Here is a 15318-nt window from a genome sequence, read left to right as displayed (position 1 = left end):
CACCATATTGAAGTGCCAGAACCGAAAATGAGGTACAAGGTTAGCAGCAGTATTTAGTAGGAGCAGTATAGTTTGCAAGTCGTAGATACCATCATTTTCGACCTCGGAAATGTTTTGATTCGTTGGGACCCGCGTTTTCTGTATAAGCAGATCTTTGGTGATGATGTAGCCGCAATGGAATACTTTCTGACTGAGGTCTGCCACGCGGAATGGAATGAGCGACAAGATAAAGGCGGACTATGGGAAGATGCTGTTGCAGAAGCTATCGGAAGACATCCTGCCCATGAAGCAAACATCAGAGCTTACGTTGATCGTTGGACAGAAATGATTTCAGGGCCAATTGAAGAGACTGTGGTTATTCTTCAGCAACTACGAGAGATGAATATCCGCTTGTTAGCGATGACCAACTGGTCTCACGAAAGCTTCCCGGTAGCAGAAGAGCTATTTCATTTTCTAAGTTGGTTTGAGGGTATCGTAGTATCTGGCCGTGAAAAGATCATGAAGCCTGACCCAGCAATCTACAAACTAATTATCGAACGTTACCAGTTGAATCCAAGTTCAACAGCGTTTATTGATGATTCAGTTAAAAATGTAAAAGCTGCTAATGCTCAAGGCATTAATGGTATTCACTTCCAAGGCGCTAAGGACCTGCGAGTACAACTAAAAACATTTGGTATTGAATTGCCCCCGACTGTCTAACTGCGAACAATATTTTTATATCCAATGAGACCTAATATAGTCTGCTACTAGCACACCATTGAGACTTTTAAAGTCCCCATCATAAAGGAAGGCAACACTGAATCTTGCTCTGGTTGTTACTGAGTACAACTTGATAGCTGAGACTGCAATATATTTAATTTCTCCAGATTTGAGTATGTTTCGACACACTCTTTTTGCTTGCGCAATTTTAAAAGTGTTTCGTCGGCACCTTCCCACAGTCAAATGAGAGGTTCACCTTTCTCATTGACCTTTATATTGATGTGGGTGCATCCTTTATATCACATAATTTCTGTCTACCTGACCTCACCAGCCTTTGAAATCTATAACCTCACAGATATTAAAAAATGCCTCACCCTGTATAGACTAACTATCTAAACGCTGTTGTTATCTATTGTTATCATATAGTAATATAACGTTAAATCGTTGGCCAAATAAGTTTGAGGTTAAAGATGGAAGAAACCATTTTCTTCAGCCATCAAGGCATCAGTGTTTGTGACAGTCGATTCATTGTGAATGGCAAAGCCATATACATCCAGAACGTGACCTCAGTTGAATCTAAAGAGCTAAAGCCAGATTTAAGTTTTGCTAAGATATCTTTATTTGGCGGTTTGGGACTTCTATCAGGGACTGGCAACCTGCCACTCGTCGGTGTTATATCCATTATATATAGTGCAACCTGCTGGTTCTTGACGACTCCAAAATACGCAGTTGTTATTCACACTTCTGCAGGAAATATTCATGCCTTGGTTGGTAAAGATATTTTAGATTTGGAAATTGTCCTGTCCGCACTGAATGTGGCAATCGCATCAAAGAAGTCACCCCAATAAAGTATCTGGCCATAAATGGCAATATAAGTCATTGCCCATTTTAGTGGTTTTAAATAACCAATTCTTCGAAATTACTCACATAATAGGTAGAAGGAGTTTGAAGATTCTTTTCCACGAAAAGGTGAGCCACTAATCATCAGGCAGCACCTGCACTTCATTGGCAAGGATTTAACGCGCAATATTCAATAGCAAGAAAAACCATGGATATCAATCAATAATACTTTGGTCGATTGGCATTAATGCAATGTAAAAGACTTTTTCAAACAATCAAAACCATCAACCCTAGTAATGCAGAACCATTAAAATTAGAGAATCTGATTCAATGATTCGTTGATAAAGATGAGAAGTCTTAACGGGGCAATTCGATTTCAAAAGTAGTCCCATCAGCCGCCGATGAGCTCACATTGACAGAGCCGTTATGCGCTAGCACGATTTCTTTAGAGATATATAAGCCAAGTCCTAAACTGGATTTGTATGCATAAATAGTTTCCGCATTTTCTTCATGTCGAACCAGAGGGTCGAAAATATATTGAATTTTATGAGGCGGAATTGGTTGGCCTTGATTATTAATTTTGATAAAGACCGCATCTTGTGATGATGAAAGATGAACTTGAACAGGACTTGAGGTTACGCCATATTGAATCGCATTTCCAAGCAAGTTAGAGAACACCTGGGCGATGCGTTGGTCATCCCACTTACCGTCAAACGAACCTTCCATTGACAACACAATCAAGTGTTCAGGATTGGCAATTTGCTGCTCTTCAACAATATCAGCACAAATTTTAGCAAGATTTGAAGGCTTCAAAGTCACAGGAAGCTTTTTACCTAGCTGGGTACGGGAGTAGTCCATAAGGTCATTGATAAGCATACTCATCCGCTGCGAGCTGTTATATATTCTTGTGGCAGTGGAAACGATCTTATCGCTCACATTCTCGAAACGCATTAATGCCATTGCAGAAATGCTTGTAGTTGATAAGGGGTTGCGAAGGTCATGGCCTAATATTGCCAAGAACATATCCTGCGAAGTTTTGAGTAGTTTAGAGTAGCGCGACAGAGATTCGGCAATTGCCTGGTCAATCGCCTCGTTGAAGCGTGTTATATCTTCCGGATTACTAACTAGACCTTCTTTAGAACTCTCATGCCAAAGGTGTAAAACACTGGCACGCAATGCTCGATATTCAGAAAATAATTGCCCTATAGTAAAGCCTGACAGTAACCTTGCCTCTGCATGTTGTTCTGCAGGAGAAGTGTTTGGATTTCTGGGAGCCAGATCTTTAGATTTATCAGATTGCTCTTTTCGAGTTTGAGGCTTATCCAAGTCTTTAGCTATAGCATTTAGCATCAATTCTGCATGGTCTCTAAGTGATGTGCTATCCATCGTTAAGGCGGGAGGATTAATGGTCCGGGCGAACTCTTCCCAACCCGTTAAGATCACTTCCATATTTTGATTAATAAAGTCACTTAGGCGGATTGGGTTTTGCATATACTTTTCCCGCTGAGGGATTGCCGTTGAGAGTGGCTGTTACTCAGCATACACCTAATCAAGAACACTTGTATTCATTGTTTGTGCAGATTTAAAGTTTGGGTTCAATCTCGCTTTTCACCCCCCCCCCCGAAATTAGAAAAACACACTTTTCACACTCGCACGTAGTGAACCATAGACAAGCATCAAACGCTGGCTTATAAAAGTTAATCCCGGTGGTAAATGTTGGCCGTTATGTTGGCTTGTTGTGGGAAGTCTGATTCAATCGTCCAAATGGGATTTAGGTCAATGGCTTAGCATTTCACCTATAACGTTTCCTACAGTAATTTCAGCCTAGTATGCATTTAACAGAAATTCAATTCATGTCACTATTTTGTGATGTTGTTAACGATTTGGAGTAGAAATATGGCGAATACACTAGAGTATAAAACCACGGAAGAGTTACTGATAATGGCGAATGCGGGGTTGGGGTTTACTTTAAACGTCAATAGCATTCCCGCTAAAAAACTCTTGGAAATCACTCATGCTGCCGCATTAAGTGGAGCACAGATCACTCTGATTGATGAAGCACAGAAGTTAGCTAGAGAACCAGTTAGATAAAGCCCCTGGCTTGCAAGTAGCCGCACGTCTTGAGCCATAGCCGTGCGTTAACGCACTTTGTCTATTCATATTTTCGCTGAGTCGAGAATGCCATAACATTAATGCAGCATTTTTTGTGGATGTTTTTCTGTCGGCATCTTGTCACTGCTTCTTTTCCTGATAGGTGCCTGATTTATTAAGTTATTTCATCATAGGCAAATCTATGTTTGCATTGTGTTTTTTGCTTTCGTGTTTCTCTTGCATATTCCAATGCCATGGTCGTTAGTCAGCTAATTACATGCATATATTCCTTTGCATAATTGAACATCATTAACTCTTCATCGGTGGCTATTCGACAGATAGGAAGACTCTCTGCCATACTGATGAGTTGTGCGTTTTCTAAGTTTAGGTGATGCTCTATTTTTAGATTGAGGAAATTTAGAGATTCACAAATCTTAGCTCGTATGATTGGTGAATGTTCACCAATACCGCCACTAAATACTAGTCCATCAATGCCGCCCGCTTTTGCAGCCAGGCTGCCGATTGCGCCAGTAATTTGATAGCAAAAGTAATCAACCGCAAATTGGGCTATTTCAGTTTTACTCACTATCAGTTCTGACATATCACTACTTTCCCCGTTTGAAAGAGATATAAGGCCCATTTTGTGATTTACCATATCGGAAAGAGATACCGAATCATAGCGCTTAGACAGCTCAATCATTACGCCTGGATCTAAATCCCCAGATCTTGTTGCCATGGGTATTCCTCCACAAGGTGTATATCCCATAGTTGTATCTACCGATTTGCAGTCAATGGTTAAACATAAACTTGAGCCTGACCCCAAGTGTGCAAGAATCACTTTCTGGTTGGCTCTGTGTGGAATCATAGAAGGTAACTGACTCACAAGGTAAGCATAACTGATGCCATGAAAACCATAACGGTGAATGTTTTCTGCCGATGGAATCGGGAGCCTTTTGGCAATGTCGGGTAACTGATGATGAAACGCCGTATCAAAACACGCAATTTGGGGGCTATCAAAATGGGTAGCGCAGATCTCGGCTCCAAGCAGATTGGCTGGCAAGTGCAATGGCGCCAATGGGGTGATGTTTTTCAGTCGCAACAACTCTTCATTATCCAAGTGTCGGTAGTCCTCAGGAATATCTCCCCCGTGCACAAAACGATGCGCGATAATATCTACACTAGCGTGTTCGATATCTTTAAAAAGCTGGTTGTAGGCAAGCTTTAAATGATGATCATCTGCTGAGGCCTGAACGTGATAACGAAAGTCCTGACGTGGGCCATTTGCCCTAAACAAACTTGCCTTCAGGCTTGAAGAGCCAGCATTGATCGCCAGCACAGTCGGATTTAATTTTCCCATATCCATTCTTGAATCTCCGGCATATCCTCCCCATGCTCGGCAATGTACTGGCTATGCTCTGACAGCTTGCTATCCATAAGCGTATTGAGTTCGGTGTAAGTTTCCGGGTCTGGCATTCTGCGTAAAACACTTTTTACCAGATTAAATCTGTCCAGCCTGTTAAGCACTACCATATCGAATGGCGTGGTTGTGGTCCCTTCTTCCTGGAAACCATACACATGGAAATTGTGATGATTAGTTCGGTTATAAGCAAAACGGTGTATCAAGCCGGGATAGCCATGAAAAGCAAAAATCACCGGTTTGTCTGTGGTAAATAAATCGTCAAAAAGGAGGTCGCTTAATCCATGTGGGTGAATCTCTTTCGGCAGCAGGCTCATGAGGTCTACAACATTAACGTACCGCACTTTGAGTTGGGGTAAATGTTTTTTTAGAATTGACACGGCGGCGAGTGATTCCAACGCAGGAATTTCACCCGCACTGGCAATCACTACATCAGGATTTCCATCATCATTACTTGCCCATTTCCAGATACTTGCACCGGCTTTGGCATGCGCAGTCGAAGACTCCATATCCAGCCATTGTTGCTGAGGTTGTTTGCCCGCCACAATCACATTAATCAAATCGCGACTACGAAGGCAATGGTCAGCGACGGTTATCAAAGTATTTGCATCTGCCGGAAGATAGATCCGCACAATTTCCGGCTTCTTATTGGCGACATGATCCATAAAACCAGGGTCTTGGTGAGAGAAGCCATTGTGGTCTTGGCGCCAGACATGAGAAGTGAGCAGGATATTGAGCGAGGAAATAGGTTCACGCCAGGGAATGTCCCTACACTCTTTCAACCATTTAGCGTGCTGGTTCAGCATGGAATCAATGATATGGATAAACGCCTCATAACAGGCGAATAAACCATGCCTTCCAGTCAGTAAATAACCCTCCAGCCATCCCTCACAGGCGTGCTCAGACAAGATTTCCATTACACCGCCTTGGGTAGACATATGTTCATCATTGGGGTGATTTTCACCCATCCACTGGCGGTCAGTAACTGTGAAGAGTGCGCCCAATCGATTGGACAGTAACTCATCTGGACAGAAGACCCGGAAATGCCCCTGATTGCGTTGCATGACAGCTGCCAAATACTTACCCAGTTCACCAGTAGAGCTAATGAAGGGAGCACCATGTTTTTTAATGGAAACTGCATAATCCTGATAGGCCGGTAGATCAAGCTCTCTTAAAAGGATCCCGCCATTGGCATGCTTATTAGCGCCCATGCAGCGCTGCTCTGAAGGGGCCATTGATGCAATCTCATCAAACAGTTTTCCTTCATTGTCGAAAAGCTCTTCAGGTTTATAGGACGCTAACCAATTTGCTAGCAGTTTGAGATGTTCAGGATTTTCATGGACCTCGCTGAATGGGACTTGATGCGAGTGAAACGAGCCGACCGATGGTTTATGATCTACTCGTTCCGGACCAGTCCAGCCCTTTGGTGTGCGTAGAACAATCATAGGCCAAGATGGCCGTTTGGGTGAATCTTCGTTTTTTGATTTCTTCTTAATTGCCTGGATGTCGGATATCGCTTTATCCAGAGTTTTTGCCATTAACCGATGCATTTCCTCAGGCTGATCGCCTTCAACAAAATATGGCTTATAGCCGTAACCTTCAAATAGCTTCCTTAATTCATTATGACCAATACGAGCTAGAATCGAAGGGTTGGCAATTTTGAAACCATTCAGATGCAAAATTGGCAGTACAACTCCATCAGTCTTTGGGTTGAGGAATTTGTTTGAATGCCATGAAGTAGCCATAGGACCGGTTTCCGCTTCGCCATCGCCAACTACACAGGCAACAATTAATCCAGGATTATCGAAGGCTGCCCCATAAGCATGAAACAGAGCATAGCCTAATTCTCCCCCCTCATTTATTGACCCTGGCGTTTGTGCCGAAGCATGGCTTGGGATGCCTCCTGGAAAAGAGAATTGCTTGAACAGTTTTTGGATGCCTTGTTCGTTTTGAGGAATTTCCGGGTAAACCTTGCTATATGTACCTTCTAGATAAGTGTTTGCTACTACTGCGGGCCCTCCATGACCAGGCCCTGTGACAAATATCATGTTGAGATCATGGTGTTTAATCACTCGATTTAAATGCGCATATACAAAATTTAAGCCAGGCGTAGTTCCCCAATGTCCAAGTAGCCTTGGTTTAACATCACTGGCTTCTAGACATCGTCTTAAAAGGGGATTTTCATACAAGTATATTTGTCCCACTGATAAGTAATTAGCGGCACGCCAATACTTATCTATCAGAGCAAATTCGTGGTGCTTTCGAGCTGTTCTTTTGTGCATACATACTCCAACCGTTAATTCAGTGTAGGCAAACCGTATATTCACTCACTGTCAGAGAAGTCTGATTTTGGCGTCACAGATTCAGATATAAGACGTCTATTCAAAGCAGCACCTGATAAGCAATAAAAAAGCCGCTTATAGCGACTTATAAGGGAGATTTTTGTGACTTTTGAAAGTTAATATGCAACAGTGATATTGTCGCTAACTTCGGAAACGCCCGGAGTGTTGCGTACAGAGTCACTGACCATATCGCGCTCTGACCAACTATGTACTACGCCAGAAAGGTTAACCTTGTCACCATCGACCGTTACCACTACTTCTTGGGAGTCTGTCAAAGCTCTCCTTTTTAAGGCTGCTTCAATCACTGATTGAACACTGCTCTTTGATAAAAATGGCTTTAGCGTAATTTGATTACTCACACCGGTAACGCCCATTAAATAATGCACGTTAGAGAATGCACGCTGACGTTGATATTCATAGTCCAATTGACCTGTTAAAGTAATCCAGCCATCCTCCACCATCACCTTTACTTGATCTTTTGGCCAGTCTGTCGTCCAGTCGAGAACATTTTTAGCAGTGCGTGCAATGTCAGTATCATTTCGATTATTAGCCCCTAATAACTTGACATCCAAATCAATTGCCAATGCTTTTACACCTTGAACCTTTTGTGCAGCACGCTCTGCCGCCCACTTTTCTGAATACTTACCTACATGCCCAGATAAGGTGACGATGCCATCTTTAACCTCAACACCAATTTCATTTTCGTTTACTGAGCTATCCCACTTGAGCTCTGCTGCGACATCGTGCTTTAACTGAGTATCTGTTTTCATAATATTTATTCCAATCAATTGCAGGAGTTCAATCATGAGCCAATCTAGCTTAGGCTTCTGTGCGTTGGTCCACATATTCAATTGCTTGCAGAAGTAATTTCAGTTCTTCTTGATTTAAAGTAGAAATCAACCGAGTCAGTTTCTTCTCAGCCGGGATATCTCATCTAACAGTTCAATTACCATGGCGACGCCAGATGTATTTATCTCAAGATCATGCATCAATCTCATCGCTTTTTTTGCACGGTTGAGTGAATCTCCGCTAAATATCCATTCTGCTGGAGAACGTCCATCAGGGATGAGTATGCCCTCTAAACCCATTCAGTAACAAGTGGAATGTTAGTATTCGCAGCCTTGCACAACTCAATCAACGACATTTGAATTTCATCCTCAACGACCATGGAAGTTACGCTTCGTACACTAAAAATAGTCATACCTTTTCCTGAAAGTGCAGTCTGGGATCAAAATGAAATGCATTTGCCATGGCAATATAAGCTGCTTTTTCTTCTTCAGTATCCGCAGGGGGAGTAACAATTGTCGTTACAACATATAAATCCCCGGGCTCCACTCCAGGGATACCTCGTTTCCTGAGGCGCAATTTACGGTTGGAATTTGATCCGAGGGGGATTTTAAGCTCGACCGAGCCATCTGGCGTTGGCAGGCTGATGGTAGCGCCTAGAGCCGCCTCCCATGGGGTGACAGGTAAATCCATGTAGACATCTCGACCCTCAGTACGGTATCGTACATTTGGCTTGAATGCTATTTCCAGATATAAATCCCCGGCGTTGCCTGTACCCATGGCAGGTGATCCTTGACCACTTAATCTAAGATGCTGACCGGCGTAAATGCCTTTGGGGATAGTCACATCTAGTGTTCGATCCTGCATTCCCATGCGGCCGCTACCGTCTTGAACTGGCAATTTAAGCGAAATGCTTTTCTTGGCACCAGAATATGAGTCACCCAGATCAATCATGACCTTTGCGTGATGATCTTGTCCTTTTGCATGATTGTTTTGATTTTGTTGGTTTCTGGCTTGGCGCCCAAAAATTTCCTCAAAAAACTCACTATTGTAAGTATTAGAATTATTGCCAAAACCATTTCCGCTAAATTCGAAGCCTGCATCCCAGTTTGGTGGAGGAGTGAATTCTTGTCCATGCTTAGAACCCGTCCCAACTTGGTCATAGGCTGCACGCTTTTCAGGGTCCTTTAGTACCGCATAAGCTTCGCCTAGCTCTTTAAATTTGTCCTCGGCATTCGGGTCTTTACTAACATCGGGGTGATACTTACGAGCCAGTTTGCGGTAGGCGGCCTTAACTTCAACGTCAGTTGCAGATTTTGCAACATTCAAAACTTCGTAATAATCCTTAAACTTCATGGAATGTCCACCTACATCGCTCACGCATATCGCATCGATAGGAGACCAAAGACTTCAAGTTAATCAGCATGCCGCGACCTATGTTGTAATAAATCTCAATTCTGCACTTTTGCTGGATTATTGCTGTGCTATACCGCACACATGTCAGTTCGCTAGTTACTAAAAGTCACGCATAATTCACATTTCACTATGTACGCCACCATACCGACATTTCATCTCAAGCTTCCTATTCTTAATGTAAGTATCTTAAATACGAAGGTACGTCGAAATCTTAAACAAACAGCACATAACAAATGGAAGTCTAGAAAAATTGATGAATTTTGATAGCTTGGTTTTTTTAAACTTTACTATTGCCCTGGGTATCGGTTTACTTATTGGGGCTGAGCGAGAGAGAAATAAAGGTGCTGGGTTAGGCAAATCTTCCGAGGGAATACGCACGTTTACGATTGCAACACTGTTAGGAGCGGTGACAGCGTTTATTCACTTTTGGCTTTTTGTTGTAGCTATATTATGTGTATTAGTGTTTGCAGCAATTGCATACTACAAACAATTAACCGAACATCCGGGAATTACTACTGAAATAGCCCTAATTCTTTCTGTGATCCTAGGCGGTCTATGCATAAGTGCACCCGACTTGGCTGCATCAATTGCAGTTATGATGGCAATTTTACTCGCTGCAAAAGACACTATTCATGGTTTTATATTGAGTATTGTGTCTAGGGAGGAGTTAAACGACTTTTTAATTCTAGCAGCATCAACAGTAATCATTTTGCCTTTGGTACCCAATGATTTTATTGGGCCATTTAACGCAATCAATCCCAGAAACCTTTGGCTGATTGTCATTTTGGTCATGGTCGTTGGAACACTCGGTCATGTTTTATTACGAGTGCTAGGTGAGCGCATAGGCCTACCAATCGTCGGGTTGTTATCAGGATTCATTTCAAGCATCGCTACCGTTACGACCATGGCTGAGCGTGCAATAGAAACACCGACTTTAATGAGTGGTGCGATTGCAGGTGCAACATTATCAAGCCTCGCTACCGTTTTGCTGTTGGCCATACTTCTTCTTCTCGTAAACCCACCCACGTTTCTTGCACTCGCATGGCCACTACTTTTTAGTGGAATATCAATAGCCGTCTATGGGTTATTAATGAGCATTAAATCATTTCATGAAAATACATCCGACATGATCACTCAGCCAACTAAAATGTTTAGGCCAACGACTGCGCTATTGTTGGCTTCAATGATTGCAATAGTGCTGATAATTTCATCTGTAATCAAAGACTGGTTTGGTCTAGCAGGTTTAATTGCTATTTCAGCTGTTACTGGCTTAGCCGATGTGCACGCACCGACGGTCGCAGTGGCAACATTAGTGGCGACAGGTAAGTTGGCTACAAGCAGTGCCGTGATTCCGATCCTGGTTGCATTCTCAGTCAACTCACTCACCAAAGCTTTTATGGCAATTATGAAAGGTACTAGACAGTTTTGGCAGCCAGTAAGTTTGGGGCTGCTGATTCAAGTAATATTTACTTGGCTGGGATGGTCGTTTACCTTATGAAATTTACTAAATAGATAATCTGGCTATATCTGCAGTAAGTATGTGGCACGGAGGTGCGTGCCACATTTATATAAATAATCTGATTTTTCGAGCTGTGAATTCTACTTTTTTGGCACTATCTTCAGCTCACTTTTTACGGAATTAACTCCTTCAACTGCCTGTGCGATCGATATAGCTTTATCCGCTAACTCTTGAGTCGTCACTTTCCCTTTTAATGTCACCTCACCAGATCCATCTGTTTCAACCCTGATATTTACCAAGTTCGATAATTTTTCTTCAGCTAGATTTTTTTTGACTTTGCTTGTGATCACTGAATCTTTTACGTAAGTATTAGTTTCATGAGTGTCTCTATCGGCTGTGTATCCTAATGCAGAAAAGATGAGGCCGGCTGTTAACAGAAGGCTTAATATATGTTTGAAAGTCATGATGGTTCCTCTAGTTTTTAATTTGATGTGATTCATTAATAAAATGAAAACTTAATGCGCATATGTTTTTGATAAAAATTCATGTGAGTCTGTATTTTCTGCATTATTTCTTATCAAGATACTCTTAGCTTTTTCAGCATCCTCATACTTTCCATGTAACAAGAGAACAAATTTGTCTGTCTTGATCGCTGTCTCATACATCAGTACACTATCTTTAGGGATGCCTATACCCGCAAGTGCGCCGCCAAGTGTGCTTAAGCCACCGACGATTGCAGCAGACTCCAAGGCACCCAAAAGCCAACTAACGATTGGGCCACCCGCTATAACGGGGCCAATACCGGGGATAAAAAAGAATGCAGATCCAAAAACGACTCCCCATACCCAACCCCAGAATAATCCGTTCTTGCCCCAATGAGCCATCCGAGCGCCAACGTTGTAATAACCAACAACGTTTTCTTCACTATGATAACCACGGCCAATGATGGATAGTTTTTTCATGTTATAGCCAGCTCTCTCTAAATCCTTAACTGCAGTCTCTGCATTGTCATGGTTAGCAAACACTCCAACAGTCACACAATGAATTTTTGTCATATTGATTCCCTAATTCCAAGGTAAGAGGCGAGAGTATTGTCTTATCACGCATAAATCTCTGTACGCTTTGACACTTATGGGAAAGCTATTTTGTAAACCAGAAAATAATCTAAATGAGATGTTTAAATGTTATTAAACACTACCGAGGCAAGAGAGCTAATTCATGGAAGTCGGCTGAAAAGCATTTAATGTGTAGCACATCAATATTTGTAGGGGCGAATGGAAGTGGATGTAGGCTGACTTGCTGTTTTCGTTAAGGTGGGCTACTGGCTGATTACTGATAATTTCAGCCAGACAGGCCGGTTGATATTTATTGAATTAACTTACCCCAGAAGTTGTTTGCCTTTTGTAATGCAATTTCTTTGGCGCCTTCAGCGTCACTCAAGCAGGCCACTTTATCGCTAAGCGCAACACCATCACATTTTATGATGGCAACTTCGTGGTTACCATTCATATGAGCCATCAATGCCGCATAGCGGGACTTTGCCGTAGGATTCACATTTGCCTTCAGCTCAGCCCGGTCAATATCTCGTTTAGAGTTTGCTTGTGCAGTGCACACATCGCTTTCATTCCAATTCAATGTGTCACAAACCTTCAGGCCTTGTCGATATTCAAATGTAATGGACTCTTCTAATTTAGATATTTCCTTTTTTGTTAATACAGTAGCACTTACTGTGGTAGATGCCAGGCACAGGCATACAATCGATACTATATAACGTAGATACATGTTCATTTCCTTTGGAATATGTCACTTGCTTTGTACATTGGATTGTTAAAAACCTGAGTAGCCAGTCACTTGTGTTTCATTTACTCATATCGTCCTTGCGAAGTCTGTCTGTTAAGTAACTTAGTGTACGGTGAATCAATTGTATTGTGCGCTAACAGACGGAAAGTGGCTGGGCTATTGACTAGGCTTGGATAGCACGTCATTGAATTTTTGTGAAATGGATGGTTACCAACATGAATACTGCAAACACTACTGCTTGTTTTTTAATGTCTGATAATGGCCCTCGGCAGAAACGGCATAGCAAACCGTTAACCCAACCAAAGTACGATAAAGAAAATGACCCATCTTCTGAGCACAAAATGAAAAAAAGTTACGAACATACGACGGCTGATGTAGAAAACCAAATTCTAGATTGGTTAAAAGACATAAAAGATGATATGGGAAAGTAAACGTTTACAGTCCTAACTTCCACCGAATATAACAGGCGCACCCGACGTCCATTGGACATCAGAATAAAAGAGGATTTATAAAGGCCTATGTAACTTGCTTAAGTTGATGCCTATATGTGCGATACCGAACATACATGAAAGTGAGTATGGACTATGCTCGTATTAAATCTCATATAACAATTTGAACATTAGCGAGAGAATCTTCCATGCCTCATGTTATGGCTTTGTTGATAAATGTTCTGCGCGGATGATATGACAGTTCTTCAGCTACTCAATCAGCTCAAGCCCTTTATAACCAAGGGCATTGGGCAGACCCTATAGTAGTTAACCAATAATTTCCTCATGAATGACGTCTAACTTTAAGTTAAATACTTGGATGATTTATGGAAGATTCTATTTACTTCAGTCATCTGGGAGTGATCATAAGTTACAGTCAGCTTATTGTTAACGGTAAAGCTATATCTCTTAAAAGCATCACTTCAATTGAACCCAAGATGCTTAAACGCCCATTGGGCTTTGCCAGAGTTTCCTTGTTTGGAGGACTAGCCCTTCTATTTGCTAGTGGATTCGGGCCTCCAATTGGTCTCCTTTCAATCGTATTTAGCGGATTACTTTGGCATCTTGCAAAACCTAAATATTCGATTGTTATTCATACTCCAACTGGAGATCACCAAGCAATATTGAGTGAAGATTTTTTGGATATGGAAAGCGTCATGACGGCAGTGAATGTAGCTATCTCTTTGAGAGGCTCGCCTCAGCTAATGATTAACTAAGAAAAACAGAATATGGAAGATCTACCCTCGCCACAACAAAATCATCTGTTGCAAGCACTGCCAGAAGCCGATTACACACGAATTCTTCGTATGCTTGAGTACGTCGCTATGCCATTGGGGCAGACGTTATATGAGTCTGGGGGACAGTTGCAGCATGTTTACTTTCCAACCACCTCTATTGTCTCTTTATTGTATGTATTGGCCAGCGGTGCATCCGCTGAGATTGCAGTCGTAGGTAATGAGGGCGTATTGGGAATCGCATTATTCATGGGGGGCGAAACCACGCCTAGTCGTGCTGTTGTGCAAAGCGCTGGCTATGGATATAGGATGCGGTCCAGCCTGTTAAAAATGGAATTTAACAGTGGCGGTGCGATGATGCATTTACTCTTACGCTACACGCAGGCTTTAATTACACAAATGACTCAAACTGCTGTATGCAATCGGCATCATTCCATAGAGCAACAATTGTGTCGTTGGTTATTACTGAGTCTGGACAGATTATCTGCAGATGATCTTCTCATGACGCAAGAGTTGATTGCGAATATGCTTGGTGTGCGTCGTGAAGGGGTCACTGAGGCCGCAGGAAAGTTACAACGTGCCGGAATGATTGAGTATTCGAGGGGGCACATACATGTACTCGATCGACCCAAGCTTGAAAAGACGGTCTGTGAATGTTACCAGGTGGTGAAAACGGAGTTTGATCGTCTACTTCCAGATATGCATAGAAATCATAAGCAAATAGCACATATTGATCCCATTGATGTTGTAGGTGGCAATTTTAATATGGATATCCACCTAACTTAAGGACATGCTCTAAAAGATGGATATCTTCCAGTCTTAAACATAGTTTGATTAAATCCACTTGCTTCTGGCTCATCGTATCCAACTGATTGAATATTTCATTCACGATGTAAAACTTATCATGAGGTGTTTTCAGGGAAAGGCGGAACTTGTGGTCAGAATGACTGACAGCGTCTGCTAATTGGAGACGCTCACTCTCATTCAATTGTAGTTTCTCGATCATCACAAGTTCAAGCTTTTTCCAATCTACATTTTTGTGACCAGATTCAATACATGCGATGGTGCTGGCATTCAATCCAAGTAGATGTGCAATTTCTTTCTGATATAAATTTCTGCTGGATCTTGCAGTCTTTAAAAAGAGTGCTCCGGGGGACATATTCATTCCATTTGTGTAATCGAACAAAATTTACTACACTAGGGTAATTATTTCAATAAGTCATTGATTATTAACATATTAACTATA

General features: G+C 42.0%; 17 protein-coding genes. 7 read left to right on the top strand and 10 right to left on the bottom strand.

The window, feature by feature from the left end; genetic code table 11:
• Positions 1-72: 72 nt before the first annotated feature.
• Together ACFQ2T_RS10760 and ACFQ2T_RS10755 are read left to right on the top strand one after the other, a co-directional pair.
• Positions 73-699, top strand: coding sequence for an HAD family hydrolase (locus tag ACFQ2T_RS10760; protein WP_379034263.1), 627 nt, complete (start codon positions 73-75; stop codon positions 697-699).
• 470 nt (positions 700-1169) lie between these two features.
• Positions 1170-1547: a DUF6232 family protein gene (locus ACFQ2T_RS10755; RefSeq protein WP_379034261.1), complete on the top strand. Its 378-nt coding sequence runs from the start codon at positions 1170-1172 to the stop codon at positions 1545-1547.
• A gap of 349 nt (positions 1548-1896) precedes the next feature.
• On the opposite strand, the gene ACFQ2T_RS10750 is transcribed toward ACFQ2T_RS10755, so the two are convergent.
• Entirely contained in the window at positions 1897-3030 is a 1134-nt protein-coding gene (locus ACFQ2T_RS10750; RefSeq protein WP_379034259.1) for a sensor histidine kinase, read from the bottom strand.
• Between the two features lie 405 nt (positions 3031-3435).
• Here ACFQ2T_RS10750 and ACFQ2T_RS10745 point away from each other — a divergent pair, with 405 nt between their 5' ends.
• Complete coding sequence (locus ACFQ2T_RS10745; RefSeq protein WP_379034257.1) at positions 3436-3630, top strand: hypothetical protein; 195 nt, start codon at positions 3436-3438, stop codon at positions 3628-3630.
• A gap of 265 nt (positions 3631-3895) precedes the next feature.
• On the opposite strand, the gene ACFQ2T_RS10740 is transcribed toward ACFQ2T_RS10745, so the two are convergent.
• The 5 genes from ACFQ2T_RS10740 to ACFQ2T_RS10720 all read right to left on the bottom strand — a co-directional run bounded on the left by ACFQ2T_RS10740 (position 3896) and on the right by ACFQ2T_RS10720 (position 9531).
• A complete protein-coding gene (locus ACFQ2T_RS10740; RefSeq protein WP_379034255.1) occupies positions 3896-4993 on the bottom strand; it encodes an acetate/propionate family kinase in 1098 nt (365 codons plus the stop codon).
• Positions 4975-7329 carry a phosphoketolase family protein gene (locus ACFQ2T_RS10735; protein ID WP_379034253.1) on the bottom strand — a complete coding sequence of 785 codons (2355 nt, stop codon included), beginning with the start codon at positions 7327-7329 and terminating at the stop codon, positions 4975-4977. Before ACFQ2T_RS10735 ends, ACFQ2T_RS10740 begins: the two co-directional genes overlap by 19 nt.
• A 176-nt stretch (positions 7330-7505) precedes the next feature.
• Entirely contained in the window at positions 7506-8195 is a 690-nt protein-coding gene (locus ACFQ2T_RS10730) for a BON domain-containing protein (RefSeq protein WP_379034251.1), read from the bottom strand.
• Positions 8196-8294: 99 nt separating this feature from the next.
• Positions 8295-8477, bottom strand: coding sequence for a chaperone modulator CbpM (locus ACFQ2T_RS10725; protein WP_379034249.1), 183 nt, complete (start codon positions 8475-8477; stop codon positions 8295-8297).
• 109 nt (positions 8478-8586) lie between these two features.
• On the bottom strand, positions 8587-9531 hold the full coding sequence (locus tag ACFQ2T_RS10720; protein WP_379034247.1) for a DnaJ C-terminal domain-containing protein: 945 nt from the start codon (positions 9529-9531) through the stop codon (positions 8587-8589).
• Positions 9532-9844: 313 nt separating this feature from the next.
• Here ACFQ2T_RS10720 and ACFQ2T_RS10715 point away from each other — a divergent pair, with 313 nt between their 5' ends.
• The gene (locus tag ACFQ2T_RS10715) at positions 9845-11089 is read left to right on the top strand and encodes an MgtC/SapB family protein (protein WP_379034245.1); all 1245 of its coding nucleotides are present in this window, start codon (positions 9845-9847) and stop codon (positions 11087-11089) included.
• Positions 11090-11190: 101 nt separating this feature from the next.
• Here the strand turns inward: ACFQ2T_RS10715 and ACFQ2T_RS10710 are convergent, their stop codons facing one another.
• From ACFQ2T_RS10710 to ACFQ2T_RS10700, 3 genes are all read right to left on the bottom strand, one after another.
• Positions 11191-11514, bottom strand: a complete 324-nt coding sequence (locus ACFQ2T_RS10710; protein WP_379034243.1) for a BON domain-containing protein — start codon at positions 11512-11514, stop codon at positions 11191-11193.
• A 51-nt stretch (positions 11515-11565) separates the two neighbouring features.
• The gene (locus ACFQ2T_RS10705; protein ID WP_379034241.1) at positions 11566-12105 is read right to left on the bottom strand and encodes a general stress protein; all 540 of its coding nucleotides are present in this window, start codon (positions 12103-12105) and stop codon (positions 11566-11568) included.
• A 310-nt stretch (positions 12106-12415) separates the two neighbouring features.
• A complete protein-coding gene (locus ACFQ2T_RS10700; RefSeq protein WP_379034239.1) occupies positions 12416-12832 on the bottom strand; it encodes a hypothetical protein in 417 nt (138 codons plus the stop codon).
• Between the two features lie 233 nt (positions 12833-13065).
• Here ACFQ2T_RS10700 and ACFQ2T_RS10695 point away from each other — a divergent pair, with 233 nt between their 5' ends.
• The 3 genes from ACFQ2T_RS10695 to ACFQ2T_RS10685 all read left to right on the top strand — a co-directional run bounded on the left by ACFQ2T_RS10695 (position 13066) and on the right by ACFQ2T_RS10685 (position 14858).
• Complete coding sequence (locus ACFQ2T_RS10695) at positions 13066-13281, top strand: hypothetical protein (RefSeq protein ID WP_379034237.1); 216 nt, start codon at positions 13066-13068, stop codon at positions 13279-13281.
• Between the two features lie 383 nt (positions 13282-13664).
• Positions 13665-14054, top strand: coding sequence for a DUF6232 family protein (locus ACFQ2T_RS10690; RefSeq protein ID WP_379034235.1), 390 nt, complete (start codon positions 13665-13667; stop codon positions 14052-14054).
• Positions 14055-14066: 12 nt separating this feature from the next.
• Positions 14067-14858 carry a Crp/Fnr family transcriptional regulator gene (locus ACFQ2T_RS10685; protein ID WP_379034233.1) on the top strand — a complete coding sequence of 264 codons (792 nt, stop codon included), beginning with the start codon at positions 14067-14069 and terminating at the stop codon, positions 14856-14858.
• On the opposite strand, the gene ACFQ2T_RS10680 is transcribed toward ACFQ2T_RS10685, so the two are convergent.
• Positions 14833-15231, bottom strand: a complete 399-nt coding sequence (locus ACFQ2T_RS10680; protein WP_379034231.1) for a helix-turn-helix domain-containing protein — start codon at positions 15229-15231, stop codon at positions 14833-14835. The two genes, ACFQ2T_RS10685 and ACFQ2T_RS10680, sit on opposite strands and share 26 nt — an antisense overlap.
• Positions 15232-15318 lie beyond the last annotated feature (87 nt).

This window comes from Methylophilus flavus (genome assembly GCF_042678905.1).
Lineage (GTDB): Bacteria > Pseudomonadota > Gammaproteobacteria > Burkholderiales > Methylophilaceae > Methylophilus > Methylophilus flavus.
This window is presented reverse-complemented; position numbering and strand designations above follow the sequence as displayed.

Excerpts from the sequence above, each read along its gene's own strand:
- ACFQ2T_RS10730 (WP_379034251.1), bottom strand. The coding sequence starts at position 8,195 with ATGATTGAACTCCTGCAATTGATTGGAATAAATATTATGAAAACAGAT.
- ACFQ2T_RS10710 (WP_379034243.1), bottom strand. The coding sequence starts at position 11,514 with ATGACTTTCAAACATATATTAAGCCTTCTGTTAACAGCCGGCCTCATC.
- ACFQ2T_RS10755 (WP_379034261.1), top strand. The coding sequence starts at position 1,170 with ATGGAAGAAACCATTTTCTTCAGCCATCAAGGCATCAGTGTTTGTGAC.
- ACFQ2T_RS10735 (WP_379034253.1), bottom strand. The coding sequence starts at position 7,329 with ATGCACAAAAGAACAGCTCGAAAGCACCACGAATTTGCTCTGATAGAT.
- ACFQ2T_RS10740 (WP_379034255.1), bottom strand. The coding sequence starts at position 4,993 with ATGGATATGGGAAAATTAAATCCGACTGTGCTGGCGATCAATGCTGGC.
- ACFQ2T_RS10720 (WP_379034247.1), bottom strand. The coding sequence starts at position 9,531 with ATGAAGTTTAAGGATTATTACGAAGTTTTGAATGTTGCAAAATCTGCA.
- ACFQ2T_RS10700 (WP_379034239.1), bottom strand. The coding sequence starts at position 12,832 with ATGTATCTACGTTATATAGTATCGATTGTATGCCTGTGCCTGGCATCT.
- ACFQ2T_RS10745 (WP_379034257.1), top strand. The coding sequence starts at position 3,436 with ATGGCGAATACACTAGAGTATAAAACCACGGAAGAGTTACTGATAATG.
- ACFQ2T_RS10690 (WP_379034235.1), top strand. The coding sequence starts at position 13,665 with ATGGAAGATTCTATTTACTTCAGTCATCTGGGAGTGATCATAAGTTAC.
- ACFQ2T_RS10695 (WP_379034237.1), top strand. The coding sequence starts at position 13,066 with ATGAATACTGCAAACACTACTGCTTGTTTTTTAATGTCTGATAATGGC.
- ACFQ2T_RS10750 (WP_379034259.1), bottom strand. The coding sequence starts at position 3,030 with ATGCAAAACCCAATCCGCCTAAGTGACTTTATTAATCAAAATATGGAA.
- ACFQ2T_RS10705 (WP_379034241.1), bottom strand. The coding sequence starts at position 12,105 with ATGACAAAAATTCATTGTGTGACTGTTGGAGTGTTTGCTAACCATGAC.
- ACFQ2T_RS10725 (WP_379034249.1), bottom strand. The coding sequence starts at position 8,477 with ATGGGTTTAGAGGGCATACTCATCCCTGATGGACGTTCTCCAGCAGAA.
- ACFQ2T_RS10680 (WP_379034231.1), bottom strand. The coding sequence starts at position 15,231 with ATGTCCCCCGGAGCACTCTTTTTAAAGACTGCAAGATCCAGCAGAAAT.
- ACFQ2T_RS10685 (WP_379034233.1), top strand. The coding sequence starts at position 14,067 with ATGGAAGATCTACCCTCGCCACAACAAAATCATCTGTTGCAAGCACTG.
- ACFQ2T_RS10715 (WP_379034245.1), top strand. The coding sequence starts at position 9,845 with ATGAATTTTGATAGCTTGGTTTTTTTAAACTTTACTATTGCCCTGGGT.